Raw genomic sequence first — 24791 nt, forward strand, 5'->3', positions numbered from 1 at the left:
ATGAAGGGGAAACCGCTGGAACAAGGGGATCTCATAGAGGGTCTCAAGAGCCGGGACACCAAGGTCATCGACACCTTCGTGGATCAGTTTTCCCGCCCTCTCTTCGGCGTCATCCTCAATTACACCAAGAACCCGTCCGACGCCGAGGAGATCCTCCAGGACACGCTGCTCAGGGTCATCCGCAAGATCGACACTTTTCGGCAGCAGAGCGATATCTGGCCCTGGATGAAGAGGATCGCCGTAAACAACAGCATCATGTGGTTGCGCAAGCACCGGCGCTACCAGGAGATCCAGTGGGACGAATGGATGCCCCGTTTCCGGGAGGATGGCGAGTTGGCCTACCCGATCTTCGGCTGGTCCGGGGACCCGGAAGAGGTGTTTCTGAATCGGGAGCTGTCGGCGCAACTTTACGAGGCCATTCAGTCCTTGCCCTTCCAATATCGGGCGCCGCTGGTGCTCCGCGATATCGACGGCTACCCAATTCGGCAGATCGCGTCCCTGTTGGGCCTCAAGGAGGCCACCACCAAGACCAGGATTCATCGAGCCCGCCTCTTCTTGCGGGAGAAGTTGGCTCGCTACCATGACGGGAGGACATGAACTTCAGAAATCGGCGCACTGACCTGCTCACCTGCAAGGAGTGCATTCACCTGCTCTTGGACTACGCCGACGGCTCAATGGCCCCCGCAGTCCGGCGCAAGCTGGACGAACATCTGTCCGCCTGTCCGCCCTGCCAGCACTATCTCCGCAGCTATACTTCCTGTACGGAAATGGTTCAACAACTGCGAGATCAAGAGGCTCAGGTCCCGGCGGAACTCCAGGATCGGCTCAAGTCGTTTCTGAGGGAGCAGGTGAAGCTCCCATGGCCCGAGCCACGCCGCCGCCGGGCGAAGTGGTCCAAAAGAGTGTGATCTGACAGCCCGCGGCGAAAGTCGTCGCGGCATTCGACCGCATCCATGGCGTGAGCTTGCGGCCATGGATCTCCATTTCTCTACGGAATGGCGTAGCCCCTGCCTTGCCGCCTTTGTCAACCAGGTTGCATTGGGGTCCACGACCTCGAGTCAGAACAGGTTTTTCCGGGTCAACTCGATCCTCAAGTCGCGTCGAATGTAGATTTCGACAAACTCACGCAACCACACGTCTTTCGCAGCCGTGAACCGTTCCATCAGTTCTTGTTCGGGTCTGTCCGTGAGGTAAACGATTCGCCACCGGTTAAGAGGTCGGAATTCACCACCATCAACCGAGTGCTCAACGTGAAAGACAGGCTGTCCTTCGCCGGCACGAAGCAAGTTCCCGTCGCTATCGAGGAGTTCGGCCGCCCCTATGAAGGTGGCCCTTTGCCGTGCCGGGTTGAGGAGGACCTGTTCCAGGACCAACCCGCGCTCTGATGGCTTGAGCCAGAGGCGTTGCCGCGAGCAGCGCACGAAGGATTCGGTTCCATCGGCCGCCGCCTGCCGCCGCCAATGGTGTGAGCTGCCCTCCGATACAACGGAAGGAATATAGAGATCGGGTCGGAACGCCTTTTTCACCTCCATGTCCCACAGCATGGTTCGGGTGAACCTGAGCGGTTCGTTCATGCGGTAGTTCCGGGCGAGCACCAGGTTGATGTCAACCGGGGTCAGCTCGATTCTTGTGTTGAGTGGGTCGTTCCACGCCCGCTCAAACTCTGCCTCATGATCCAGCTGATTCAACGGCCTGGTCGCCTCCTCCCGAGGGTCGGCGTCTTTCTCTTCGTCGGCTTCTCCGAGTGGCATCCCTCGCATCTCAAGCCATTCTCTCCCGGCTCTTGTCCAGACTGCGCAGTAATTCCAGGCACCTGTTGAAACGGATGCGGCGCCACCAGCTTCAGGTCAGCCCGGCCCGCGTGCGGCGCCCCAACCTGCCGCAGTTTGTTAACCCACCGCAAATGCTTGCATCGCCGGTACCAGGATCATGCTCAGCACGATCACGACGATCGACGTCAGGACGGTGGCGACGAGGCCGACTCGGAACATCGTCCCGAATCCAACGGCGCCGAACGCGAAGGTCGCGGCCGCGGCCGGGCTGGACCAGGGAAATGCCACCGCCTGGGCCGTGCCCGCGATAATCCGGGCCAGAATCGTGGGGTTGTAGCCGAGAGCGTCCGCAATCGGAAAAAGAATCGTGGAAACCATGATCGAAGTTGCCGCTCCGCTGGCCAACTGGGTCAACAGTGGCGTCGCCAGGCCTGCAATCCAGGGCAATGCCCCCGCGGTGACGTTGCCCGTCAGACTGCCGGCGAGCCAATCGATGGCGCCCAGAGTGGTCAATACGTCCGCCAGTGCCATCCCTCCGAGCACCAGGAACAATACGTTCCATCCGACGCCTTGCTGAAAGTCGCTGGTTTCCAGCGTCATTTCACCACGCTTCGCGTCCACCGGCAGCACGAAGAGAAGCACCATGGCCACCGGGGGCACGTACCAGATCTCGAGAAACCCGATATCGGCGACGGTGGGCAGGGTCCATAGCGCCAGCATCAGAATCAGCACGAAAAGAACGTTTTTTTCGCTTCGGCTCATAGGGCCCAGTTGTTCACGTTCCTTGAGAAAGCGGGAGTGGGCATTGGGGATGGCCTGCACCTCGAGAGGCAACATGACCTTCAGGATCAGATAGCAGACCGGGAAGTGGGCCACCGTCAGGATGACGCCGGTCGACATCCACTGTGCGAAGCTGACGCTGTAGCCGGTCAACTGCTCCAGCAGCGAAAGGGTCAGCGCATTGAATACGATGCCTGTCGGAGTTGCCAGCGCCCCGGCCGCGGCACCGTACAGAACGGCCAGGCTCGCCGCTGCCGACATACGCTTCGCGCCGGGCGCCACGGACCGGGTGAGCGACAACACGATCGGCGTCATCATCACGATGACCGCCAGGTCACTGAACACTGAGGACATCACCGCGGATACGACCAGGATTGCCAAGATCAAGCCGGTGCCGGAACGCGCCACGCCTGGAACGCATAGGGCGGCGAGGGCGATTCTCCGCGCCAGACCGTGCTTTTGAAACGCATGGCCGAAAAGCATGACGCCTATCAGGTAGGGCAGGATGACATGCCCGTAAGTGGCGGCCACTTCGGATAGGCCCATCTGCGCACCGATCGGTAGGAGCACGAACGGCAGGAAACTGGTGACCCCCCAAGGAACCGGCGTGGTCACCCACCAGGCCACGACCCAGGCGTATCCACCGAGGGCGACGTGCGCCTCCGGCGCAAGACCGGTCAGTGGCGCGGCGAGGACGACGGCGAACGCGGCTGGTCCGGCCAGTACGCGCAACACAAATGCCCGCCGACCGCTCAAATGCTTAGCGATTTCCACGGCCCTTGTCCGGGACGGCTACATGGACGGTTACGATATCCGTGTCGTGGAACTGCTGGTGGCGAACGGAGGACGCAATGTGCCGCAACAGCCGTAGCGAAATCTCCCGTTCCACAACGACGTCGTCGGGTGTCTCCGTAAGCAGTCCGATCCGGTTCTGAAGGTTCCCTTCACCAGGCGCAGCGACAAACTCCAGGACAGCGCCAGCAGCTTCCTTGTGCGCCTGCAGCAGAAGGCGCCGCCGCTCGCGCTTCCTGTGGTTTTCATCCTCCCCGATCAGCGTCAATATCGTCTCCTCGGTGGCGGCGTCGAGGCGATGTGCCATGTTCGCCCCCCAGCCGTTGCGGGACGCGAACCTGTCGATGAACTCCCTGAGCTTCGGCAGCACGGAAATATTCAACTCCCCTTCAATCCGGCTGCGGCGCGGTGCCGTCACTTCCAGAAACAGGGTCATGAGGATCGCCACGATTCCCCCGGCGGTTATTCCGTTTCCCAGCAGACCTCCCCCCAGCTCCGAAAGAAGCCCTGGGAACAGCAGATCGTTCTGGCAGCCGACTCCAACCCAGAAAGCGACACCGGAGATCATTCCCTTGCGATAGTCGATTCCGCCCTTTACGACTTCCGTCATGCCGCGCACGAAGGTCATCGCCAGCACCACGGTCAGGTAGGCGACGATGACCGGGCTGGGTATCGCCAGAATCATGGCGAGGACCTTGGGCAGGAACGCCAATACCATGAGCACGCCACCGGCGGCGATTCCCACGCGGCGCGCCGCGACCCCGGTCAGCTCAATGGTCGGGGCGCTGACCGCGATGGTCTGCGTCGGCACGATCGCCGTGAGGCCGGACAGCAGCTTGCCGATGCCGTCCGCGGTCACCGCGCCTTCCACCGCCCGGTAGTCCACGGCCCGCGGCCGGCGCCATGAAACGCGCTGGACGGCAACCGTTCCGGTGATCGTCTGGATGGCGCCAATGAGAGACACGAACACGAAGGCGGGAAGCAGCTCCACGAACGCCGGACCAAGGTCGATTCCGATACCCGGCCAGTCTCCTAGCGGCAGACCGATCCACGGCGCGCGTGCAACCCGTTCAAAGTCGTAGAGACCCAACGACCCGCCAACGACCGAACCCGCAACGACCCCGATCGCCGGAGCCCATAGACGCAACGATGCCCCCGCCGTCAGGGAGATGCCGCTGATGACCAGAATCGTCGCGAGTGCGGTGAAAAGCGGGGCCAGCGCCGTGTCGTGCGGCGCGTCGCCCAAGCGGCCAAAGACGACCGGCAGCACGGTTGCCGGTACCAGCATGTTCACCGTGCCGACGATGGTCGGTGTCAGAAGCCGCCTGAACAGAGCGAGCCGCATCGAAATCACGATCGGTATCAGCGACGACGCGACCACCAGGGTGGCGAGGAGCGCTGGACCGCCCTCGGTGAGGGCACTGACGCAGACGCCGATAAAGGCTCCGGCAGGGCCCATAAAGAGGAGGTATCCTGCTCCGACCCGGCCCAACCGCACCGCCTGCAGCGCCGTACAGATGCCACTGACGGCGACCGCGCCGAACACGGCCCAGGACAGGTACGCTTCAGTTCCGCCGCCGGCCCGGATAACGATAGTGGGGATAAAGATGATGCTGGTTATGCCCAGAACCACCAGCTGCAGGCCGCAACCGAAAGATAAAATCGCAGGAGGGTCCTCGTTGGGTTCGTAGCGAACGTCTGGAGCTCGTTGCTTGTGACCGTCGCTCACGAGGTCCCCTCGGTTAGCTCACGTCCGGAGATGTCCCGAATCGCCGGTGGAGTGATTCGCGCCGGCGGAAGATCTGCCTGCTTCTCGCGCACGGCCACGGGTGAATACCTGCTGGTTTCCGACACCAAGCGAAGCAGGCGAGCTCGCTGTGTGTCAGCTTGAGTTCGGCCTCGTCCGCCAGCAACCATCCTTCGGGGAGTCCCCGAGGACCCGGCGGACCGGGCCACGCTGCAATGCGTTTAGCCGGGGCGTCCCGTCAACCAGTTCCATGGGCGGACGTGCGACTCGGCGAAGGTTCCCGACCGGGCATACGGACTGTCGCCGACGAATGCATCCTCCAAACGGATTCGTTACTGTCCCATTTCTACTTTGTGAGTCGCGAAAATTACGAAATGCATGTTGTGATCTCCTTTCGCCGGAATATCCGTAGGACTACACCACCACAAAGAGGACGCTGACGGGGGCTTTTTTTGGCGAATAGTACACCTGACGCCACCAGATCTCCACTGCCGCCAGACAGTCCCGGGACAGGCATATGGATCAAATAAATGGCCCAGGCTATAATTCCAACCACAAATCATCCCCCCGCTCATGAAACTCGTCAGCTACCTTCATTCAGAAGAGACCCGGCTCGGCGCGCTCAGCCAATCGGGCGATCTGATCATTGATCTGAGCCGCGCCCATGGGGAACTGATGCGGGGCAGCCGGGACCTGATTCGGGGGCGGCACGTCTCACGGCCTCTGCCGACGCTGATGGTCGAGTTCCTCGAACGTGGTGACGAAGCATTGCAGACGGCGAGGAAAGCGCTCGCCTACGTCGAAGAACAACTGCCGGGCGCGAAGGAAGAGTATCTCCGGCGGCGCATGCTGCTACCCCTCGCAACCACGCAGCTTCTTGCGCCGGTTCCACGCCCTCCCAAGCTGATTGCGGCTTGGGTCAACTACGAGGAACATGGCAGGGAGGCCACCGTAAAGGCGCCCCGGAACGTGCCGCTGTTCTTCACCAAGTGGTCGACCGCCGTCATCGGCCCCGGCCAGCCAATTGTCCTGCCGCATAACAGTCGAAAGGTGGACTACGAGGCCGAGCTGGCGCTGGTGATCGGCGCCGGAGGGAAAAACATCCCGGCGGAAAATGCCTACGAACACATCGCCGGCTATACGATCCTGAACGACGTGAGCGCACGGGATTATTCGCTGCGTGCTCTGTTTGGATCGCCGGGGCCGTACGACATCCAGAAATCGTTCGATACGTTCGCGCCAATGGGGCCGTGTCTCGTGACGCGCGATGAAATCCCCGATCCCCACGCGCTCGGCATCCGGCTGCGTATCGGCGACGAGGTTTTGCAGGACGACACCACCGGATCGATGATCCACCGCATTCCGGCGATCGTCGCCTGTCTATCCTCCATCGCCACACTCGAACCGGGCGACACCATCGCCACCGGCACTCCCGCGGGCGTCGGTTTCACCCGCACGCCGCCTCGCTGGCTGCAGCCGGGCGAAACCGTCCGCATCGAAATTGATGCCATCGGAGTGTTGGAAAACCCCGTGGTTGCGGAATCCGGGTGAGATCAGAGGGAAAGGCTCTCCACCTCTCGAACCAGCTTCGAATCGACGTTGGCGCCGGTGGCAATAAGGCAGACGCTTTCCCAGGACCAGGGTTCGTCCTCCTTCGACTGCTGACGGAGCTTCAGGGCTGCGGCCAGAGCGCCGGCGCCGGCGCCCTCGGGCAAGGTGCCGGTGACCCGTTGAAAGAGGAGCATGGCTCGCTTCAATTCGATTTCCGAGACCAGGACCATCCGGTCCACCACCTCCAGCATCAGCTCCACGGCCTCGGGGATGGCGATCCGCACCGCCATGCCGCCGGCGAAGGTCTCGGCCGTGGCAGTGTCCGTCGGCCTGCCGTTGGCGAATGACAATGCCATGCAGGGCGCCTCTTCCGACTGGATTCCGATGATCTGAACCGCCGGGTTCGCCGCCTTCAAGCTGCTGGCGAGCCCTCCGATCAGGGCGCCGTTTCCAACCGGCACGAAGACCGCCTCCAAATCGGGCTGCTGGGCAGCCAGCTCCAGCCCGATCGTCGAAGTCCCTTCGACGATCCGGGCCGACTTCCCGTCCTCGATGAAGAGATGGCCCGGTTCGAAACCGCGCGCCAGCAACATCTCCTTGCCCTCGTCCAGATCGCGTCCCAGCAGCTCCAGGTCGGCTCCGAACTCCCGGATCAGCGCCAACTTGCTCTCATCCGCCCCCACCGGCGCCACCACCGTCAACGCCATCCCGTACTGCCGGCAGGCGTAGGCCATGGCCGCGCCGTGGTTCCCGGTCGAAACCGTGTAGAGGCGGGTGATGCCGGGATCGGCCACCAGGTCGGCCACCAGGTTCACGGCTCCGCGGATCTTGAAGGATCGGACCGGACTCTCGTACTCATGCTTGACGTAGACTTCGGTCCCCAGGAGGCGAGACAGTTGATCCTCCCGGGTCAACGGAGTCGGCGGCACCCACCGGCGGACCTCCTCCAATGCGGCCAACGAACGCTCAGGGGACGGTCGAAGCGTAGCCATCTCAATTCCACTCCTGCATTGGTCGTCTCCAAACCAGTACTCTCTCCGGTCGCGACAAGATCGAGGCCATCATGATGCGCGATTTTGGAGAAAACCACACGCGGCGCCGTCGTTCCCGCCCCTGGAATTGGACAACCTTCGAATCCGGTAGTCAAAATGGTAGTGAGGCATCGATACAGTGTTCCAGCAATGAAGGAGTCGGACGATGAAACATCTATTCGGGATCGGAGTGATCGGGATTTTTGTGTCGGCGCTCCTGTTCGGTCCTGCCGCCTGGGCGCAACTGGCCGGAGACGACTCGGTCGACGGCGGCGCGGACTCGGCGACGGCAACGCTGGCGGGAGGATGCTTCTGGTGCGTCGAGGCGGACCTTGAAAAGGTCGACGGTGTCCAAGAGGTGATCTCCGGCTACGCCGGTGGAACCGAGGTGAACCCGACCTACAAGCAGGTCTCTGCCGGAAGGACCAGCCACGTCGAGGCGGTGCAGGCAATCTACGATCCGTCCCGGGTGACGTTCAGCCAGTTGCTGGAAGTGTTCTGGAAGCACGTCGATCCGACAGACGCGGGCGGCCAGTTCGTGGATCGTGGACCCCACTACCGGACGGTCATCTTCTACGAGAACCAGATGCAACGGAAGCTGGCCGAGGAATCGAAGAAGCGCCTGGAGGAATCCGGCGTGTTCGATCGGCCCATCGTGACCGAGATCCGGGAGCTCAACCGGTTCTACAAGGCCGAGGACTACCACCAGGACTACTACAAGAGGAACGCCTTTCGTTACCGCTACTACCGTTGGAACTCGGGGCGGGATCAGTTCCTGGAAAAGGTCTGGAAGGGACGACAGGTCAAACTGGCGGACTAACGCAGCCTGTTTCACCGCTCCGTCGAGATGCGGTTCATCGGCGACATTCCGGTGTGGGGCGATCCCCAGGAGAACGCGGTTCTTCAGATGCAGAACTGCGCCGGGGAGGCGGAGAACTGCGCCCTGATGGCGGACCATCATCTGGGTTATGCTGTCCCCATCGGCGGAGTCATCGCCTACGCGGGCCGCGTGAGCCCTTCGGGCGTCGGTTTCGACATCGCCTGCGGCAACAAGGCGGTCCGGCTCGACTGCGACTACGGGGACATCCGGAAGCGCATCCCGTCCGTCATGGATGAGATCTGGAAGTCCCTCTCCTTCGGTGTGGGCCGGGTCAACCGGGAGCCGGTCGACCACGACCTCTTCGACGACGATCCGGCCTGGAAAATACCGGCGGCCCAGCGGCTGAAACCGGTGGCCCGAAAGCAGTTGGGCACCATCGGCGGCGGCAACCACTACGTCGACCTCTTCTCCGACGAGCGAGAGCGGATATGGGCCGGGGTGCACTTCGGTTCACGCGGTCTGGGCCACAAGCTGGCCACTCACTTCATCAAGGCCGGGGGCGGCAAGAACGGGATGCACGTGGACCCGGTGCTGCTGGACGTGGAGACCGAACTGGGAGCCGAATACGTGGCGTGCATGAAGCTGGCCGGCCGCTATGCTTACGCGGGCCGGGACTGGGTTTGCGAGAAGGTCGCTTCCATTCTGGGAGCGGAGATCCTGGAAGAAGTTCACAATCACCACAACTTCGCCTGGGAAGAAGAGCACGGGGGACGGCGGCTGTGGGTGGTTCGAAAAGGAGCCACTCCCGCCTTTCCCGGACAAAAAGGGTTCGTCGGGGGTTCCATGGGGGACCGGTCCGTGATCCTGGAAGGAGTCGACGCAAAAGAGAGCGAGCAGGCCCTCTACTCAACCGTCCATGGCGCCGGTCGGGTCATGTCCCGGACCCGGGCCGCCGGCAAGACCCGATTCAGGAAGGGAAAGCGGATCCGCATCTCGGCGGGAGAAATCAGCCGTGACATGATGCTGGCCTGGGTCCGTGGCATGGGAGTCGAGCTCCGCGGGGCCGGCACCGACGAATCGCCCCACTGCTACAAACGCCTGCCCGAGGTCCTCGAAGCCCACCACGGCACTATCCGGATCCTGCACACCCTCGACCCCATCGGCGTGGCCATGGCCGCCGCCGGCGAGTTCAACCCCTACCGGGATTGAATCATCGGCTTCATCAGGGACACCGATTTCGGGACGTTCCGGTGGATCTCTCCCGCTTTGCATTCTTCAGTCCGGGCCGCCATCGACTACCCGCCAGCCCGACCTGGCGAGTTTCGAGACCGGCGTCGGACGACGTGTTACATTGAGGCCTTAACCACAGCGAGTTTACGAGCGTCATGTGGCGGATGGCCGATCTGGTGCGGGACACCTTCAAGCACGGCAAGTACCTGGACATCATTCTGGCGCTCACGGTTGTGCTCGGTCGGTCCGAATGTGTGCTGGCTCGCACCAAGCCGAAGGTGTTGGCCGTTCCGCCCCTGATCTCCAAGCCCACGTACTGATCCAGCCATGCCCCTCCGCAAATCCCACCTCTATTCCTCGCTCTGGCAGAGCTGCGACGAGCTGCGCGGCGGAATGGATGCGTCCCAATACAAGGACTACATCCTTACGCTGCTCTTCATGAAGTACGTCTCGGACAAGTACGCAGGCGACGACGACTTCGCCGACATCACGGTGCCGCCGGGAGGCAGCTTCGCCGACATGGTCGCCCTCAAGGGAACCAAGGAGATCGGCGACGGGATCAACAAGGTCATCAGCAGGCTCGCCGGCGCCAACGAATACCTGCTCAAGGGCGTGATCGACCAGGCCGACTTCAACGACGAGACCAAGCTCGGCAAGGGCAAGGAGATGCAGGACCGTCTCACGAAGCTCGTCGGGATCTTCGAGGGGCTCGATTTTCGCGCCAACCGCGCCCATGGCGACGACCTGCTGGGCGACGCGTACGAATACCTGATGCGCCACTTCGCGACCCAGTCCGGCAAGAGCAAAGGACAGTTCTACACCCCGGCCGAGGTCTCCCGCATCATGGCGCAGGTGATCGGGATCGGGCCGGACACCAGGCGGGACCAGACCGTGTACGATCCCACGTGCGGTTCCGGGTCGCTCCTCATCAAGGCCGCCGACGAGGCGCCGAACGGGCTGACCATCTACGGTCAGGAGAAGGACGTTGCGACCTGGACGATGGCGCGCATGAACCTGATCCTTCATGGTCGCGAGGCAGCCGAGATCGAGCGGGACAACACGCTCACGAACCCGCTGTTCACGGACGGGCCGGGGCTCCTCAAACGGTTCGACTTCGCCGTCGCCAATCCCCCGTTCTCCGACAAGGCCTGGACCAACGGCCTCAACCCGGCCAACGACGAATACCGCCGCTTCGAGTACGGCGAGCCTCCGGCCAAGAACGGGGACTACGCCTACCTGCTGCACCTCGTCGCGTCCGTCGGCAGCACCGGCAAGGGTGCGATCATCATGCCGCACGGCGTCCTCTTCCGTAGCAACCGCGAGGCCGGCATCCGCCGCAACCTCGTCAAGCGCGGTTGGATCAGGGGAGTCATCGGGCTCCCGGCCAACCTCTTCTACGGCACCGGGATCCCGGCCTGCATCGTGGTGATCGACAAGGAGAATGCACTCCGCCGTGACGGCGTCTTCATGGTCGACGCCAGCAAGGGCTTCCGGAAGGACGGCGCCAAGAACCGGCTGCGGGAACGCGACATCCACCGGATCGTGGACGTGTTCAACGAGCAGAAGGAGACCACCGGATACGCGCGTATGGTGCCGGTGGCCGAGATCGCCAGCGAGACGAACGACTACAACCTCAACATCCCGCGATACATCGACTCGAGTGAGGCGGAGGACCGGCATGACTTGGTCGCGCATCTGCGGGGTGGCATCCCGGACCGGGACATCGACGCGCTCAGCGACTACTGGGATGTATTTCCGGGGTTGCGGTCGCGGCTGTTCTTGCCGAATGGGCGAGACGGATACAGTGATGTGCGGGTTGAAGCGGACGAGGTGAGGTCGGTGGTGCTTGAGAATGAGGAGTTCAATGGGTACCGGGACCGGATCGCCCGGGTGTTGGGGGACTGGCGGCGGGAGTACGCGCCAAGCCTTCGGGCACTCAAGGTGGGCGACCTGTCCAAGGCGCTGATCCGGGATCTTGCAGAGGACCTGCTGCGGCGTTTCGCCGGTCTTCCGCTACTCGATCGCTACGGCGTCTACCAGTGTCTGATGGACTACTGGGACGAGGTCATGCAGGACGATGTGTACCTGGTGGTGACGGAAGGGTGGGCCAAGGCGGCGCGGCCGCGCGTGCTGGTTCCGGTGCGGGGCAAGGGGAAAGCCGAGGCCCCCGATCTGACCGTGAAGCGCAAGAAATACAAGATGGACCTGCTCCCTCCCGGTCTTGTCGTCGCGAGGTACTTCGCGACCGAGCAGGCAGAGGTCGACCGCCTGCATGCCAAGGAGGAGGCAGTCGCCCGGGAGCTGGAAGAGTTCATCGAGGAGTTTTCCGGGGAAGACGGTCTGCTTGAGGACGCGACGACAGATGCAGGGAAGGTCACGCAGGCTGCAGTCAGGGCGCGACTGAAGGTGGTGCGCAACGACCCCGGGGGAAGTGACGAGCGCGACGCGCTGGAAGTCTGCCTCGATCACATGTAGTCGCTCGCGGCGGCGAAGAGGGCGACGAAGGCGGTACAGACGGAGCTGAACTCGAAAGTGCTCGTTCGGTACGCGACGCTGACCATGGCGGAAATCGCCGAGATCGTGGTGGACGACAAGTGGGTGGCAAGCGTCGAGGCCGGGATCGGGCAGCAGGTGGAGCGACTGGCGGGTGGTCTGGTGGACCGGGTCAGGGTGCTGACAGGGCGGTATGCGGACGCGTTGCCGGAGCTGGAGCGTCAGGTTGAGGACTACAGCGCCAGAGTCGAGTCCCACCTGAAGCGGATGGGGCTGCCGGCGTGAGCCAGTCGTTTGATTTCGAGCGCCTCGTCGAGCTCTGTCGGCATACCCATGAAGAGACTCGGCGCTCCGCCGCCCGCGCCGTGGACCACTCGCTGGTCGTGCGGAATTGGCTGTTCGGATGGTACATCGTGGAATACGAGCAGAGCGGCGCGGACCGGGCGGAGTATGGCAGACAGACCTTGAAGAAACTGTCGAAGGCCCTGAAGGAGCGGATCGGACGGGGCTTTTCCGTTGACATTCTAGAGCAGATGCGGCGGTTCTACCGAAGCTACGAACATGTCGTCGCCGATGTCTCGGCCACCGACGATTTCGCGCTACCGTCTCGGGTTTCCGGTGACCAGTCGATTCCCGAGACCATGTCTCGGATTTCTCGTGACCAATCGATTTCCGAGACGGTGTCTCGGATTTCATCCGGTTTCTCGCCAGAAACGGCTCCAAGCTTCGCACGACTCGCCGAACTGTTCCCCCTCGGCTGGTCCCACTACGTGACCCTGCTGTCTGTAACCGACCCTGAAGCCCGCCGTTTCTACGAGATCGAGGCTGCGGACAACGGCTGGAGCGTTCGTGAACTCAAGCGGCAACTGGACAGCTCGCTGTACGAGCGGCTCGCGCTCAGCCGCGACAAGCACGAGGTCCGCCGCCTCGCCCGCGAGGGTCACGTGGTCGAGAAGGCGTCGGATCTGATCAAGGATCCGGTAGTGCTGGAGTTCCTCGGTCTGGAGGAGAAACCAGCCTACTCCGAGAGCGAACTGGAGACCGCGATCATCGACCGGCTCCAGCAGTTCTTGCTGGAACTCGGCAAAGGCTTTCTGTTCGAGGCGCGGCAGAAGCGCTTCAGCTTCGACGACCGTCACTTCTTCGTCGATCTCGTCTTCTATAACCGCCTGCTGCGCTGCTACGTGCTGATCGACCTGAAACGCGGGGAGTTGACGCATCAGGACCTCGGCCAGATGCAGATGTACGTGAACTACTTCGACCGCTACGTGAAAACCGATGACGAACTGCCGACCGTCGGAATCCTGCTCTGCGACCGGAAGAACGAGGCAGTGGTCGAGTTGACGCTGCCCGAAGACGCCACCATCTACGCGTCGAAGTACCAGTTGTACCTGCCGTCGCGGGAGGAGCTTGCGGACGAGGTGGCTATGGTGAGGCGGGAGATTGGGGGGATTGGGAGATGAGGGGGGATGGGTGAGGATCAGCCGTTAAAGGTTGCGGGGGCCGGTGGAGCGTGGAAGTGGGTCCGAGTTGGAGATATCGGTCGATTCGGCAGCGGCAGCGGTTTTCCGGTCAGGTATCAGGGTCGAGCGCAGGGTGATTACCCGTTCTTCAAGGTCTCAGACATGAATCGCGATGGAAACGACGTGTTCCTGACCGAGAGTGGCAATCACATCACAGAGCACACCCGCCAGCTTCTGGGCGCAGCCGCATTTCCACCAAAGTCAATCGTATTCGCAAAGGTCGGAGCCGCAGTGTTCCTTGACCGCAAGAGGATTCTGGCTCAGCCGAGCTGTCTCGACAACAACATGGCGGCATTCGTGCTGACCGACGAACGCGTGGACATCTCGTTCGTCTACTTTTTACTCCTGACTATTCGCTTCAGTGCTTTCGCGAACACGACCGCCCTGCCAGCCCTCAGTGGTACTGCGCTTTCCGAAATCCGGCTCCACCTCCCTCCCCTCCCCGAACAGCGCACCATCGCCGCCGTGCTGTCCGATGTGGACGAGCTGATCGGATCGCTGGAAGCGCTGATCGCCAAGAAGCGGGCCATCAAGCAGGCCGCGATGCAGGAACTGCTGACCGGGAGGAAGCGGCTGCCGGGGTTCGGGGGGGAGTGGGAGACGGTTACCTTCGCGGACGCAGCGAACATCCGAAACGGAGGAACACCGCGCACGGGAGTCCCCGCCTATTGGGGCGGCCGGATTCCATGGTGCGTCCCGACCGACATCACAGCATCCCGAGGGAAATACCTCGTCACCACGACCCGGAATATCACGTCGGAAGGATTGGCCAGTTGCGGCGCGAGTCTGCTGCCTCCCGGCAGTCTTCTCCTTTGCAGCCGCGCAACAATTGGCGAGATCAAGATCGCTTCGATGCCTGTCGCTACAAACCAAGGATTCAAGTCCATGGTGTGCGCTGACTCGGTCGACAACGACTTCCTCTACTACCGTCTGGTGACGCTCAAGGAGCGCATGATCGACTTGGCCACCGGCTCCACGTTCCTGGAGATTAGCAAGCGCGACCTAGGCAACATCGACTTTGTTCTCCCTCCCCTCCCTGAACAACGCGCCATCGCCACCGTTCTCTCCGACATGGACTCCGAGATCACCGCCCTGGAGCAACACCTCGGCAAGACCCGCGCAATCAAGCAGGGTATGATGCAGCAGCTCCTCACCGGTTCAATCCGCCTGCCCATCCCCGATGCCGACACGGAGGACGTCGCCCATGACGCCTGAACCGCCCAACGTAGAGCCGAGATCGTCCTGGCGCGACGAGCACCTGGATTGCATCTGCGGACTCGCGAATGGCTGGGGCGGCATCCTCGAGATCGGGCGGGACAATCACGGCGAGGACGTCGGGGTGACCGATGTTCTCCGTCACGGATCCACCGTCCGATACCAGCTGGACAAGCTGCGCGCGACCGGGAAGGTGGCGGGGATCTGGCCCGAAAAAGACGGCTACTGGAAGGTGTTGGCCGGTTACTCTGCCAAACCCGATCCTGTCGCCGACCCCAACCCTCAGAGCCCCCGATGAGCGCCGTCGGCGAGCTCGAAACCCGCACCCAGCGCCGGGTCGTCGACCACTTCCGGCACCAGCTCGGCTACGAGTATCTGGGCGACTGGCAGGAACGCCCGAACAACCGGAACATCGAAGCCGTCCTCCTCACGCAGTTCCTCACTCGCCAGGGCCATGACGCGGCCATCATCAGCAAAGCACTGGACAAGCTCGGCAAGGCCGCCGCCCTCGGCGGAGGCAAGACCCTCTACGACGCCAACCGCGAGGTCTACGGTCTCCTCCGCTACGGAGCCAAGGTCAGCCCAGGGCTCGGCGAACACACGGTCACCGTCGACCTGATCGACTGGGACAACCCGGCCGCCAACGACTTCGCCATCGCCGAAGAGGTCACGGTCGAAGCGACCCACACCAAGCGGCCCGACATCGTGCTCTACGTCAACGGGATCGCCGTCGGGGTGCTCGAACTCAAGCGCTCGACCGTCTCGGTGTCCGAAGGTATCCGCCAGAATCTGGACAACCAGAAGAAGGACTTCATCCGCCCGTTCTTCGCCACGATGCAGCTCGTCATGGCGGGCAACGAGACCGAGGGGCTCCGCTACGGCGTCATTGAGACGCCGGAGAAGTACTGGCTCCGCTGGAAGGAACACGGTGACCCAGACGACACTACCACCTCTCCCCTCCTCTGCGAACTCACTCATCTATGCACCCCTGGGCGCCTGCTCGAACTCCTCCACGACTTCGTGGTCTTCGACGCCGGCGTGAAGAAAATCTGCCGTCATAACCAGTATTTCGGCGTGAAGGCGGCCCGGAAGTACGCCAACCGCCGGGAAGGCGGGATCATCTGGCACACGCAGGGCAGCGGAAAGAGCCTCACGATGGTGTGGCTGGCAAAGTGGATCCGTGAGCTCAAGGGCGTGGACGGCCGCGTGCTCATCGTTACCGACCGCACCGAACTCGACGAGCAGATCGAGAAGGTCTTCAGCGGAGTGGACGAGGACATCTACCGTACGAGGAGCGGCACCGACCTCGCGGAGGTGCTTCGGGACCCCGCCAAGTCGCTGATCTGTTCGCTCGTCCACAAGTTCGGCAGTTCCGGCGAAGGCAACGTCGACCAGTACCTGGATGACCTCCGGAGCCACATTTCAGGTGGTTTGCGCCCTCCCGGCGAGATCTTCGTCTTCGTGGACGAATGTCACCGGACCCAGTCCGGCAAGCTGCACAGGGCCATGAAGGCGATCCTCCCCGGGGCCACCCTGTTCGGCTTTACCGGAACGCCGCTGCTCAGGTCCGACAAGCAGCGCAGCATCGAGATCTTCGGTCCGTACATCCACACCTACAAGTACGACGAGGCGGTGGACGACGAAGTGGTGCTGGACCTGCGGTACGAGGCGCGGGACATCGACCAGAACATCACCTCGGAGGCGAAGATCGACCAATGGTTCGACCTCAAGACCAAGGGGCTCAGCGACCTGGCCCGAGCGCAGCTCAGGCAGAGGTGGGGCACCATGCGCAAGGTCACGAGTTCGCTCGATCGCATCCGAAAAATCGTGGACGACATCCTGATGGACATGGAGATTAAGGACCGCCTGCAGAGCGGCCGCGGCAACGCCATGCTTGTGTCGGACAGCGTCTACGCCGCCTGCCGCTTCTTCCAGGCATTCAGTGAGACCGACCTGAAGGACAGGTGCGCCATCGTAACCTCCTACACCCCGGCGCCAGGTGACATCACGGGAGAAGAAACGGGCGAGGGTCTCACTGAGCGGCTCCTCAAGTACGATGTCTATCGGAAGATGCTCGCGGACTACTTCGATGAGCCCGCGGACAAGGCCTTGCACAAGGCCGAGCAGTTCGAGCAGCAGGTCAAGCGGCGGTTCGTGAACGATCCCGGCCAGATGAAACTCCTGATCGTTGTGGACAAACTGCTCACCGGCTTTGACGCGCCGCCGGCGACCTATCTCTACATCGACAAGAAGATGCAGGACCACGGTCTTTTCCAGGCGATCTGCCGCGTCAACCGGCTGGACGGCGACGACAAGGAATACGGCTACGTCATCGACTACAAGGACCTTTTCCGGTCGTTGGAGGGCGCGATCAAGGACTACACGGGCGAAGCGTTCGAGGGCTACGACCGCGAAGACGTGGAGGGCCTGTTGAAGGACCGGCTGGAGCAGGGGCGGAAGCGCCTGGAGGAGACTCGCGAAGCGGTCAAGGCGCTGTGCGAACCCGTCGAGCCGCCGTACGACACGGACGCTTACCTGCGCTATTTCTGCCACGGCGGAGAGGGCGACGCTGGCACCCAGCCTGGCGGCAGCGAACGGAAGCGGCTCACCCTGTACAGAATGGTGGCGGCGTTCCTGCGCGCCTACGCCAATCTGGCCAACGAGATGACCGAGGCCGGTTACACGGAGGCCGAACGGCAGACCATCAAGGACGAGGTCGGCCATTACGAGAAGGTCCGCCAGGAAGTCAAGCTGGCCAGCGGCGACTACGTCGATCTGAAGGTGTTCGAGCCCGCCATGCGGCATCTCCTCGACAACTACATCCGGGCCGACGACAGCGAGGTCATTTCCGCGTTCGACGATCTGACGCTCGTGGACCTGCTCGTCAGAGACGGTGCGGGTGCCATCGACGGGCTTCCCGAGGGTATCCGGAGCAGTCAGGGTGCCGTTGCCGAGACCATCGAGAACAACGTCCGCCGCCTGATCGTCGATGAGATGGCGGTCAACCCGAAGTACTACGAGAAGATGTCCGCGGTGCTCGATGCGCTAATCAAGCAGCGCAGAGAAGAAGCGATCGAGTACGAGGCCTACCTCAAAAAGATTATCGAGCTCGCCGAGCAGGTGAAGCGCGGGGTGGATGGGGGATCATATCCCGCGACGATCAAGACGCGGTCGCTGCGGGCAATCTACGACAACCTGCCGGCCGAATTACCGGCGGATCGCGTGGCCGAGCCGGGTGTGAGATGGGAGACGGATACCGAGACCAATCTCCGCGAAGTGGCGGCGCTGGCTGTCGATCGCGCAATCCGTAAGGTCCGAATGGCCGATTGGCGCGGCCACCCCATTAAGGAGAAGCGGATCGGCAGGGCGATCCGAGACGCACTCGGTCCCTTCAAGGCTTACACTCGAACGATCTTCGAAATTGCGAAGGCCCGCAGTGAGTACTGACAGATACTACATGGATGTCCGCGGCGTTCCCGTGGCGGTCATCCGCAAGGACATCAAGAACCTCCACCTGAGCGTCTATCCCCCCGAAGGGCAAGTGCGCGTCTCGGCTCCACTGCGTCTCGACGACGACGCGATACGGCTGGCGGTTGTTTCGCGCCTCGGATGGATTCGGCGCAAGCGTGCCGAGTTTGAGCAGCAGGACCGCCAAACCCAGCGCGACTTCGTATCCGGTGAGAGTCACTACTTCGAGGGACGACGCTATCGCCTGGATGTGGTTGAATCGCGAGGCCCAGTCGGTATTCGCCTGCGCAACAATGCCTGGATGGAGATGCGCGTGCGCCCCGAGACCGGCCGCGACGCCCGCGAGGCCCTGTTCTACCGTTGGTATCGGGCTCAGTTGCGACAGCATATCCCTGAGGTGATCGCCAAGTGGGAATCCCGGCTCGGTGTGCATGTGGCCGACTGGCGCATCCGTCGCATGAAGACCCGCTGGGGAAGCTGCAATGCCGGGGCATGCCGTATCTGGCTCAACTCCGAGCTGGCCAAGAAGCCCCTGTCCTGCCTGGAATACGTCGTCGTCCACGAGATGGCCCACCTTGCCGAGCCGAGCCACAACGAGCGCTTCCGGGAAATAATGGACCGCGTCATGCCGAGTTGGTGCCTGCGCGCCGAAGAGTTGAATCGCACCCATCCTGCCGATGAAGTCTGGGGGGAATTGCTGCCCACCAGGTAACTCTCTTCCTTGTGTTCTTGCAGCCGGGGCGGTAGTAAACTGGGCCGGGACCCGGGAAGGGGGTGTGCGATAAGACGGTTGCTGCTGTGTGCTGTGAGTCTGGCATGGTTGCTGGTACCGATCCACGCGGCCGGCTGGGAGCGTGTCCAGGTCACGGTCGGCGAGACGGTCAAGATCGTTCCCCAAGGCACGCGGCTGGTCCGCGGAATGCTGGGAATCGTACGGCATCCCGACGGGTCCATCTTCGTGAACACCCAGACCGGGGGTCTGGCCCGAAGCCGGGACCAAGGGAAGACCTGGAGCCTGCTCCCGACAGAGAGAGCCTTTGCCCTGGGTGTCACCCGCGACGGACGGCTCTGGTTGGCGGACCACGTCAAGGACTCCTCCCAGTTGGTGGTGCGCCACTCCTCCGACTCGGGCGAGACCTGGACCACGACGGTGCTCGACGTCTCCGATCTCTCCCCGGAATCGAGCCGGCAGCCTTACAACTGGACCGGCGACGACTACAACACATTCATCGAGCGGCCCGACGGGACCCTCATGTTCTCGGCCGGTCTGCGGCGGATCCCCTGGTATTACGAGGATCCGTCCCTGATGGAGGATGGACTGGTCTCGCCCGATGCCGACGTGGGCGGCCTTTTCCTGTTCCGGAGCCGCGATGGCGGCAAAAGTTGGGGCGAACCGAGCCTGGTGCATGGGTTTGCCTCCGAAGTGGGCTATGCCGTCGATCCCGCGGACTCGGACCGCATCCTGGCCATGACCCGGATCCAGAGGCCTCTACTGGCGGGCGAGGACAGGTCGGAGACGCTGAAGAAGACGGGCGCCCCGGCCAGCACCAAGTCCAACTATCCCTCCATCTACAAGAACGGCCTGCTGCTGGAATCGCGCGACGGCGGCCGCACATTCGCCGAGGTTCCGGGAGGGCTCACCGGATTCTACGAGATTCGCGGGACCATCCTCTGGACGGCGGACAACCGGGTGGTGGTGACCCATCAGGGGGCGCACCCGGGTGGAGCCCCGGACGGAACCCTCCTGGCCAGAATCAGTCTCGACGGCGGTCGGCGCTGGCTCGACGGCACGGCAACCGGGACGACGGCCATGAACCAATCCCGAAAATTCGTGCTGGTCCCCATGCCCCCCGGGCATTCCTTCACGGCACCCAGCGTGCAGATCTCCGAAAATCGCTTTCTGAGCGTCTATTTTCACGGAAACCTGAGCCGGAACATCGCCATGGTCAGTGGTGTTTTCTGGCGTTTGGAGCACCTTCCGTGAAAACGTTCGGAGACGCGGCTCGGGCGACATAGGGGAGGCATGGAGCAAGTCGCGATCGCGGTTGTGGGCTGTGGGAATTTCGGCTCGCACATGGCCCGCCTGATCCAGGTGCTGGAGCCCTACCGGATCGCCGGATGCCATGATTCTGACCGGGCCGGCGCCGACGCACTGGCCGCCAGCCTGCAGACATACGCCTACGACTCGTTCTCCGAATGTCTCCGCGATCCCAAGGTCGACGCCGTCTTCCTGGCGACGCCCAACCACCTGCACTGTCCCCAAACCGTGGCTGCCGCCCGGGCGGGCAAGCACATCTTCTGCGAGAAGCCCATGGCGCTCGACGTCGAGGAGTGCCACCGGATGATGGAGGCGGCGACGGCGGCCGGGGTGAAGCTCATGGTCGGCCACAAGCGGCGGCTGCGGCCCCAGTACGCCAAGATGTCCCAGGTGGTTCGGAGCGGCCGTCTGGGGCGCGTCATGGCGGTCAACATCAACGGCTTCTACCACCGGGACTGGTGGAGCTGGTGGCTGCGGCGAGACCGGGGCGGAGGCTTGCTCCACGCCTCCGGCGTTCACGACATCGATTTTCTGCGGCACATCTGCGGCGAGGCGGGGAACGTGTTCGCCAGGAGTCCCGTGAAGACCGATCATCGAAGCGATTTCGAAGACCAGATCTCGATGCTGATCCACTTCGAGTCGGGCGCGGTGGCCACGCTTCAGGTCAGCCCCTTCTCTCCGATTCGGACCTTTCGCCAAGCCTTCGGCGTGCACATCGTGCTGGAGCAGGGAGGAATCCTCTACGATCCCGGCGATTGCAGCGTCACCATTCGGAGCCGCGACGGATGGGAGGAGCGGCACGGGTTCGACAACGAGGCCGGCTTCCGGAGCGCCTATCTCGAAGAGTTGACCAGCTTCGCCGATTGGATTCTGAAGGACCGGGAGCCGGTGTTCACCGGTTGGGACGGGCTTCGCTGCGTGGAGATCATGGAAGCCGCCTATCTCTCGGCTCGGACCGGACGGCAGGTCGAGTTGCCGCTGCCGCGGCGGAACGCTCCCGCAGTCATTCGGGGCTCCCTCTCCCGAACCCGGGATCTGGAGGAGCCGGCCCTGGTCGCCCGCGGACTCTCCATGCCCGAGGGCCCCGCCTTCGACGCCGGCGGAAACCTCTTCGTGGCCAACTGCCGCGCCGACCACGTGTCCAAAATCTCACCCGAAGGCCGGGTGTCCCGCTTCCTGACCACGGGCGGCAAGCCCCAGGGCGTGGTGGTGAATCCGGACGGGAGCCTCCTGGTATCGGACCACAAGTTGCGCAAGATCCTCCGGGCCGGACCCGATGGTTCGCTGGAGGACTTCTGCACCCACTATGGCGACGGCCGGCGCCTGCGTGGACCCAACGAGATCCTTCACGGTCCCGAGGGTCAGGTCTATTTCACCGATCCGGGGACGGCTTGGCGGGGCCGGCCCACCGGAGCCGTCTCGCGGGTGACGGAGCGGGGAACCGCCGAGGTCCTGGCGGACGGCTTGGAGTTCACCAATGGTTTGGATTTTCATCCCGGCGGGAAGGCGATCCATGTCGTGGAGACCACCAGCGGCAAGGTCTTGCGCGCGCCTCTGAACGAGACGGGAAATTTGGCCGGACCGTTCGAGGAATTCGTGCGTTTTACGGGGAGGGTCGGTCCCGACGGGATCCGATTCGCCGCCGATGGCGATCTCTACGTCACACTATTCGGGCGCGGCCAGATCGCCGTGGTCTCTCCGGACGCCGAGGTGATGGATCGAATCCGGCTTCCCGGCCTGTACCCCACCAACGCGGTCTTCCGGGACGGCAATCTATTGGTGTGCGAAGGAGGCACGGGAGCCATTTGGAGTCTGAATCTGGGCGTGGAGGGGTTGCCGAGCTACTCGGAAAGGATCTGGAACGGATCTTGAAACTACACTGGAGAGGAGAGAAAACATGCCGAAACATCGTCTCGTCTGGCTGACCATCGTCGACCAGGACCCTTCACCGCTGGAGGCTCAACTCTCGGGCTTGGACTATGAGCTGGAAGTCGTTCTCCTGCCGGACCCGGAGCAGACGGTTCAGGCGGTCCGCGGCGGCGACGCGGTAGTCACGGTCGGCGTGCCGCTTCGGACCGAGGTGCTGGATCAGGCCCAGAGGCTTCAGGCGATTCTGAGCCAGGGGCACGGCGTCGATCACATCGACATCGACGATGCCACCCGGCACGGAATCATGGTGGTCAATACGCCCGGCTTCTGCACCGAAGAGGTCTCCAATCACGCTCTGGCGCTGCTGTTGGCCTGTACCCGCCAGATCGTCAGTCTGGACCGCCGGGTCAGGAACGGGGAGTGGACGCCGGACCTGTGGGGCCGGATAGACCCCATTCCTCCCCTCGTCGGACAGGTGCTGGGTCTGGTGAGCTTCGGCGGCATCGCCCGGCTGTTTGCCCGCAAGGCCCGGGCTCTGGGATTGAAGATCATCGGCTACGACCCGTACATCCCCCCCTGGATCGCGCAGGAGTACCGGATCGAGCTGGTCCCGGACCTGAACGAGCTGGCCCGCCGCTCCGACTTCGTTTCCATGCACGTGCCCAACGCCGCCGCCACCCGGGGCATGCTTGGCGAAGACTTCTTCCGGGCCATGAAGCCGAGTGCTTATTTCGTCAACACGGGCCGGGGCCGCACCGTCGACGAGGCGGCCATGATTTCGGCGCTTCAAGAGGGGGAGATCGCCGGCGCCGGACTGGACGTTTTCGAGGTGGAACCGCTTTCTTCGGACAGTCCGCTCATGGAGATGGAGAACGTGGTCCTGACACCGCATTCGGCCGGGCTATCGGAAGCGATCTGGAATCGTGGCGCCACCATCATGGGACAGGAAGCGGCCCGAATCTTCAGGGGAGAGTGGCCCATGTCCCTGGCCAACCCTCAGGTGCGGGACCGGGTTCCTCCCCGGAGACCGGCCACCAACTCTTGATCGAAACGGACTGGATTGCCGTTGGCGGCGAGAGGCTGCTGTTCAGGCGCCGTCCACGTACTCCACCGGCTGGGGGTGGATCTCGTCGGCCGGCCTTCGGCCCGCGTCGCGCCGTCCGCTCCCTGCCAGCCGGCTGATGATCCGAACGGTCATCTCGTGGTCGCAACAGATCTGGCAGCTCAAGCGGACGCCGGTCACCCGGCGCATCTCCAGGACCTTCTGCTCGGCGGCCGTCATCCGAGCGGGCTCGCCGTCGACGAACTCCACCCTGCAAGTGGTGCAGCGGGCGTTCCCGCCGCAGGCGTGAAGCTGATCGATTCCGGCCTCGTCGGTGAGAGCCAGGACCAGCCGCTTGCCGGAATCCACGTCGAAATCGCCTACACCCTCCACAGTCAGCTTGGGCATGCCTACTCCTCTTTTCTGGTTTCCAACTTTCGATCGAAGTCTTGCCGGTATTGCAGGTCGTCCCCCAGCGGAACCGCCCGGAACTCGTGCCGGATGGTTCGGTCCAGCACCGGGTCGTTAAGACCCACCAGGAAGCTGTCCCCCACGCCCAGCGCCGTTGCCGGGGGAAGTTCAAGCCGCTGAACGGTCTCGTCCACCGAATCCAGGAAGGAACCGCAGCCGCAGTACAGGACCATGGGGTCGGCCAGCGATTGAACTTCGTTCATATTCAGCAGATAGTCCAAATCCACCAATTCCGAAATCCTGCTGTCCTGCAACGGGACGGTGTGCTCTCCCACCACAACGTGGCTGAAAATGCGCAACTCATCCCAGTGGGGACGTACCTCCCGGTATGGCCACGCCGTCCGCGCCAACGGGTGGGGACACATCTGTTTTGGCTTGTCCGGAAAGAGGGGGTCGAGTTCCCGGTCGCACTGGTCGCTGCCCACGGAAATGAGGATCTCCTGCCCGTCGCGGATGGCGACGACTTCGGCTTCCCCACCCGTCATCGAACCCTGGACCTCGAAGTCGGGACTCTGGGTGAGCAGATAACGGCCGAGGTGGAAGATGGACGGATTCGTAAGCGTCGCCATGGTGAAGCGTCCGTCCCGCTCGAGCTGTTCATCCATCTCCTTCCGCATCCCCTTCACGTCCCGGGAGCAGAAACGGGCTCCGGACACCGACCCCACCGGGAGAGAGCGCTGCTCCGTACCTGACCGCCCCTGGACCGTCATCTCGACATAGGTGATCTGCATCGGCGTAGAATACTCGGATTCTTCCTTGCGTGCGACAGCATCGAACCGGCTGATGCGGGATCGGACGCGGGCTGGCTACGGTTTCAGGAAACCGCCGGAAACGGCCGGGTCTCCCGGTTCGATTCTCTAGACGTCGCCCATTCATTCGTGCTATTTCTGGAAAAAATTTTCGTCGCGAACAAGACTTTCATCTCCGCGCGCCGGTCGGGGCTGCCAAG

19 protein-coding genes and 2 pseudogenes are annotated in these 24791 nt (G+C 63.0%); 15 read left to right on the forward strand and 6 right to left on the reverse strand.

Annotated features, from left to right (window positions below; translation table 11 throughout):
* Both OXT71_20130 and OXT71_20135 read left to right on the forward strand, forming a co-directional pair.
* A complete protein-coding gene (locus OXT71_20130) occupies window positions 1-597 on the forward strand; it encodes an RNA polymerase sigma factor (GenBank protein MDE2928700.1) in 597 nt (198 codons plus the stop codon).
* Complete coding sequence (locus OXT71_20135) at window positions 594-908, forward strand: zf-HC2 domain-containing protein (protein ID MDE2928701.1); 315 nt, start codon at window positions 594-596, stop codon at window positions 906-908. Before OXT71_20130 ends, OXT71_20135 begins: the two co-directional genes overlap by 4 nt.
* Window positions 909-1058: 150 nt before the next feature.
* Here the strand turns inward: OXT71_20135 and OXT71_20140 are convergent, their stop codons facing one another.
* From OXT71_20140 to OXT71_20150, 3 genes are all read right to left on the reverse strand, one after another.
* The gene (locus OXT71_20140; protein MDE2928702.1) at window positions 1059-1688 is read right to left on the reverse strand and encodes a hypothetical protein; all 630 of its coding nucleotides are present in this window, start codon (window positions 1686-1688) and stop codon (window positions 1059-1061) included.
* Window positions 1689-1889: 201 nt separating this feature from the next.
* Window positions 1890-3326, reverse strand: a complete 1437-nt coding sequence (locus tag OXT71_20145; GenBank protein MDE2928703.1) for an SLC13 family permease — start codon at window positions 3324-3326, stop codon at window positions 1890-1892.
* A complete protein-coding gene (locus tag OXT71_20150) occupies window positions 3313-5073 on the reverse strand; it encodes a hypothetical protein (GenBank protein ID MDE2928704.1) in 1761 nt (586 codons plus the stop codon). Before OXT71_20150 ends, OXT71_20145 begins: the two co-directional genes overlap by 14 nt.
* 591 nt (window positions 5074-5664) lie before the next feature.
* Here OXT71_20150 and OXT71_20155 point away from each other — a divergent pair.
* The gene (locus tag OXT71_20155) at window positions 5665-6642 is read left to right on the forward strand and encodes a fumarylacetoacetate hydrolase family protein (protein ID MDE2928705.1); all 978 of its coding nucleotides are present in this window, start codon (window positions 5665-5667) and stop codon (window positions 6640-6642) included.
* A gap of 2 nt (window positions 6643-6644) precedes the next feature.
* Here the strand turns inward: OXT71_20155 and OXT71_20160 are convergent, their stop codons facing one another.
* Window positions 6645-7634: a pyridoxal-phosphate dependent enzyme gene (locus tag OXT71_20160; protein ID MDE2928706.1), complete on the reverse strand. Its 990-nt coding sequence runs from the start codon at window positions 7632-7634 to the stop codon at window positions 6645-6647.
* Window positions 7635-7917: 283 nt separating this feature from the next.
* Here OXT71_20160 and msrA point away from each other — a divergent pair.
* From msrA to OXT71_20220, 12 genes and pseudogenes are all read left to right on the forward strand, one after another.
* Window positions 7918-8463: pseudogene (msrA, locus tag OXT71_20165) on the forward strand (peptide-methionine (S)-S-oxide reductase MsrA).
* A 57-nt stretch (window positions 8464-8520) separates the two neighbouring features.
* A complete protein-coding gene (locus tag OXT71_20170; GenBank protein MDE2928707.1) occupies window positions 8521-9702 on the forward strand; it encodes an RtcB family protein in 1182 nt (393 codons plus the stop codon).
* A gap of 176 nt (window positions 9703-9878) precedes the next feature.
* Entirely contained in the window at window positions 9879-10043 is a 165-nt protein-coding gene (locus tag OXT71_20175) for a hypothetical protein (protein MDE2928708.1), read from the forward strand.
* Window positions 10044-10050: 7 nt separating this feature from the next.
* A pseudogene (locus OXT71_20180) lies at window positions 10051-12501 on the forward strand (N-6 DNA methylase).
* On the forward strand, window positions 12498-13679 hold the full coding sequence (locus OXT71_20185; protein MDE2928709.1) for a PDDEXK nuclease domain-containing protein: 1182 nt from the start codon (window positions 12498-12500) through the stop codon (window positions 13677-13679). Before OXT71_20180 ends, OXT71_20185 begins: the two are co-directional and overlap by 4 nt.
* A gap of 6 nt (window positions 13680-13685) precedes the next feature.
* Window positions 13686-14954 carry a restriction endonuclease subunit S gene (locus tag OXT71_20190; protein ID MDE2928710.1) on the forward strand — a complete coding sequence of 423 codons (1269 nt, stop codon included), beginning with the start codon at window positions 13686-13688 and terminating at the stop codon, window positions 14952-14954.
* Window positions 14944-15252, forward strand: a complete 309-nt coding sequence (locus OXT71_20195; GenBank protein MDE2928711.1) for a hypothetical protein — start codon at window positions 14944-14946, stop codon at window positions 15250-15252. The genes OXT71_20190 and OXT71_20195 overlap by 11 nt, the downstream gene beginning before the upstream one ends.
* Window positions 15249-18401 carry a type I restriction endonuclease subunit R gene (locus OXT71_20200; protein MDE2928712.1) on the forward strand — a complete coding sequence of 1051 codons (3153 nt, stop codon included), beginning with the start codon at window positions 15249-15251 and terminating at the stop codon, window positions 18399-18401. The genes OXT71_20195 and OXT71_20200 overlap by 4 nt, the downstream gene beginning before the upstream one ends.
* On the forward strand, window positions 18391-19134 hold the full coding sequence (locus tag OXT71_20205; protein MDE2928713.1) for a SprT family zinc-dependent metalloprotease: 744 nt from the start codon (window positions 18391-18393) through the stop codon (window positions 19132-19134). Before OXT71_20200 ends, OXT71_20205 begins: the two co-directional genes overlap by 11 nt.
* A gap of 108 nt (window positions 19135-19242) precedes the next feature.
* The gene (locus OXT71_20210; protein ID MDE2928714.1) at window positions 19243-20406 is read left to right on the forward strand and encodes a sialidase family protein; all 1164 of its coding nucleotides are present in this window, start codon (window positions 19243-19245) and stop codon (window positions 20404-20406) included.
* 39 nt (window positions 20407-20445) lie between these two features.
* Window positions 20446-22332 carry an SMP-30/gluconolactonase/LRE family protein gene (locus OXT71_20215; GenBank protein MDE2928715.1) on the forward strand — a complete coding sequence of 629 codons (1887 nt, stop codon included), beginning with the start codon at window positions 20446-20448 and terminating at the stop codon, window positions 22330-22332.
* A 25-nt stretch (window positions 22333-22357) separates the two neighbouring features.
* Window positions 22358-23374 carry a C-terminal binding protein gene (locus OXT71_20220; GenBank protein MDE2928716.1) on the forward strand — a complete coding sequence of 339 codons (1017 nt, stop codon included), beginning with the start codon at window positions 22358-22360 and terminating at the stop codon, window positions 23372-23374.
* 42 nt (window positions 23375-23416) lie between these two features.
* On the opposite strand, the gene OXT71_20225 is transcribed toward OXT71_20220, so the two are convergent.
* Together OXT71_20225 and OXT71_20230 are read right to left on the reverse strand one after the other, a co-directional pair.
* Entirely contained in the window at window positions 23417-23779 is a 363-nt protein-coding gene (locus OXT71_20225) for a 2Fe-2S iron-sulfur cluster-binding protein (GenBank protein ID MDE2928717.1), read from the reverse strand.
* A 2-nt stretch (window positions 23780-23781) separates the two neighbouring features.
* Entirely contained in the window at window positions 23782-24573 is a 792-nt protein-coding gene (locus OXT71_20230) for a DUF2848 family protein (GenBank protein ID MDE2928718.1), read from the reverse strand.
* Window positions 24574-24791 lie beyond the last annotated feature (218 nt).

This window comes from Acidobacteriota bacterium (genome assembly GCA_028874215.1).
GTDB lineage: Bacteria > Acidobacteriota > UBA6911 > RPQK01 > JAJDTT01 > JAJDTT01.

What these genes read in the sequence shown, in the direction of transcription:
- OXT71_20170 (MDE2928707.1), top strand. Translation starts at nt 8,521, where the DNA reads ATGCGGTTCATCGGCGACATTCCGGTGTGGGGCGATCCCCAGGAGAAC.
- OXT71_20230 (MDE2928718.1), bottom strand. Translation starts at nt 24,573, where the DNA reads ATGCAGATCACCTATGTCGAGATGACGGTCCAGGGGCGGTCAGGTACG.
- OXT71_20200 (MDE2928712.1), top strand. Translation starts at nt 15,249, where the DNA reads ATGAGCGCCGTCGGCGAGCTCGAAACCCGCACCCAGCGCCGGGTCGTC.
- OXT71_20195 (MDE2928711.1), top strand. Translation starts at nt 14,944, where the DNA reads ATGACGCCTGAACCGCCCAACGTAGAGCCGAGATCGTCCTGGCGCGAC.
- OXT71_20190 (MDE2928710.1), top strand. Translation starts at nt 13,686, where the DNA reads ATGGGTGAGGATCAGCCGTTAAAGGTTGCGGGGGCCGGTGGAGCGTGG.
- OXT71_20160 (MDE2928706.1), bottom strand. Translation starts at nt 7,634, where the DNA reads ATGGCTACGCTTCGACCGTCCCCTGAGCGTTCGTTGGCCGCATTGGAG.
- OXT71_20220 (MDE2928716.1), top strand. Translation starts at nt 22,358, where the DNA reads ATGCCGAAACATCGTCTCGTCTGGCTGACCATCGTCGACCAGGACCCT.
- OXT71_20225 (MDE2928717.1), bottom strand. Translation starts at nt 23,779, where the DNA reads ATGCCCAAGCTGACTGTGGAGGGTGTAGGCGATTTCGACGTGGATTCC.
- OXT71_20215 (MDE2928715.1), top strand. Translation starts at nt 20,446, where the DNA reads ATGGAGCAAGTCGCGATCGCGGTTGTGGGCTGTGGGAATTTCGGCTCG.
- OXT71_20175 (MDE2928708.1), top strand. Translation starts at nt 9,879, where the DNA reads ATGTGGCGGATGGCCGATCTGGTGCGGGACACCTTCAAGCACGGCAAG.
- OXT71_20130 (MDE2928700.1), top strand. Translation starts at nt 1, where the DNA reads ATGAAGGGGAAACCGCTGGAACAAGGGGATCTCATAGAGGGTCTCAAG.
- OXT71_20155 (MDE2928705.1), top strand. Translation starts at nt 5,665, where the DNA reads ATGAAACTCGTCAGCTACCTTCATTCAGAAGAGACCCGGCTCGGCGCG.
- OXT71_20135 (MDE2928701.1), top strand. Translation starts at nt 594, where the DNA reads ATGAACTTCAGAAATCGGCGCACTGACCTGCTCACCTGCAAGGAGTGC.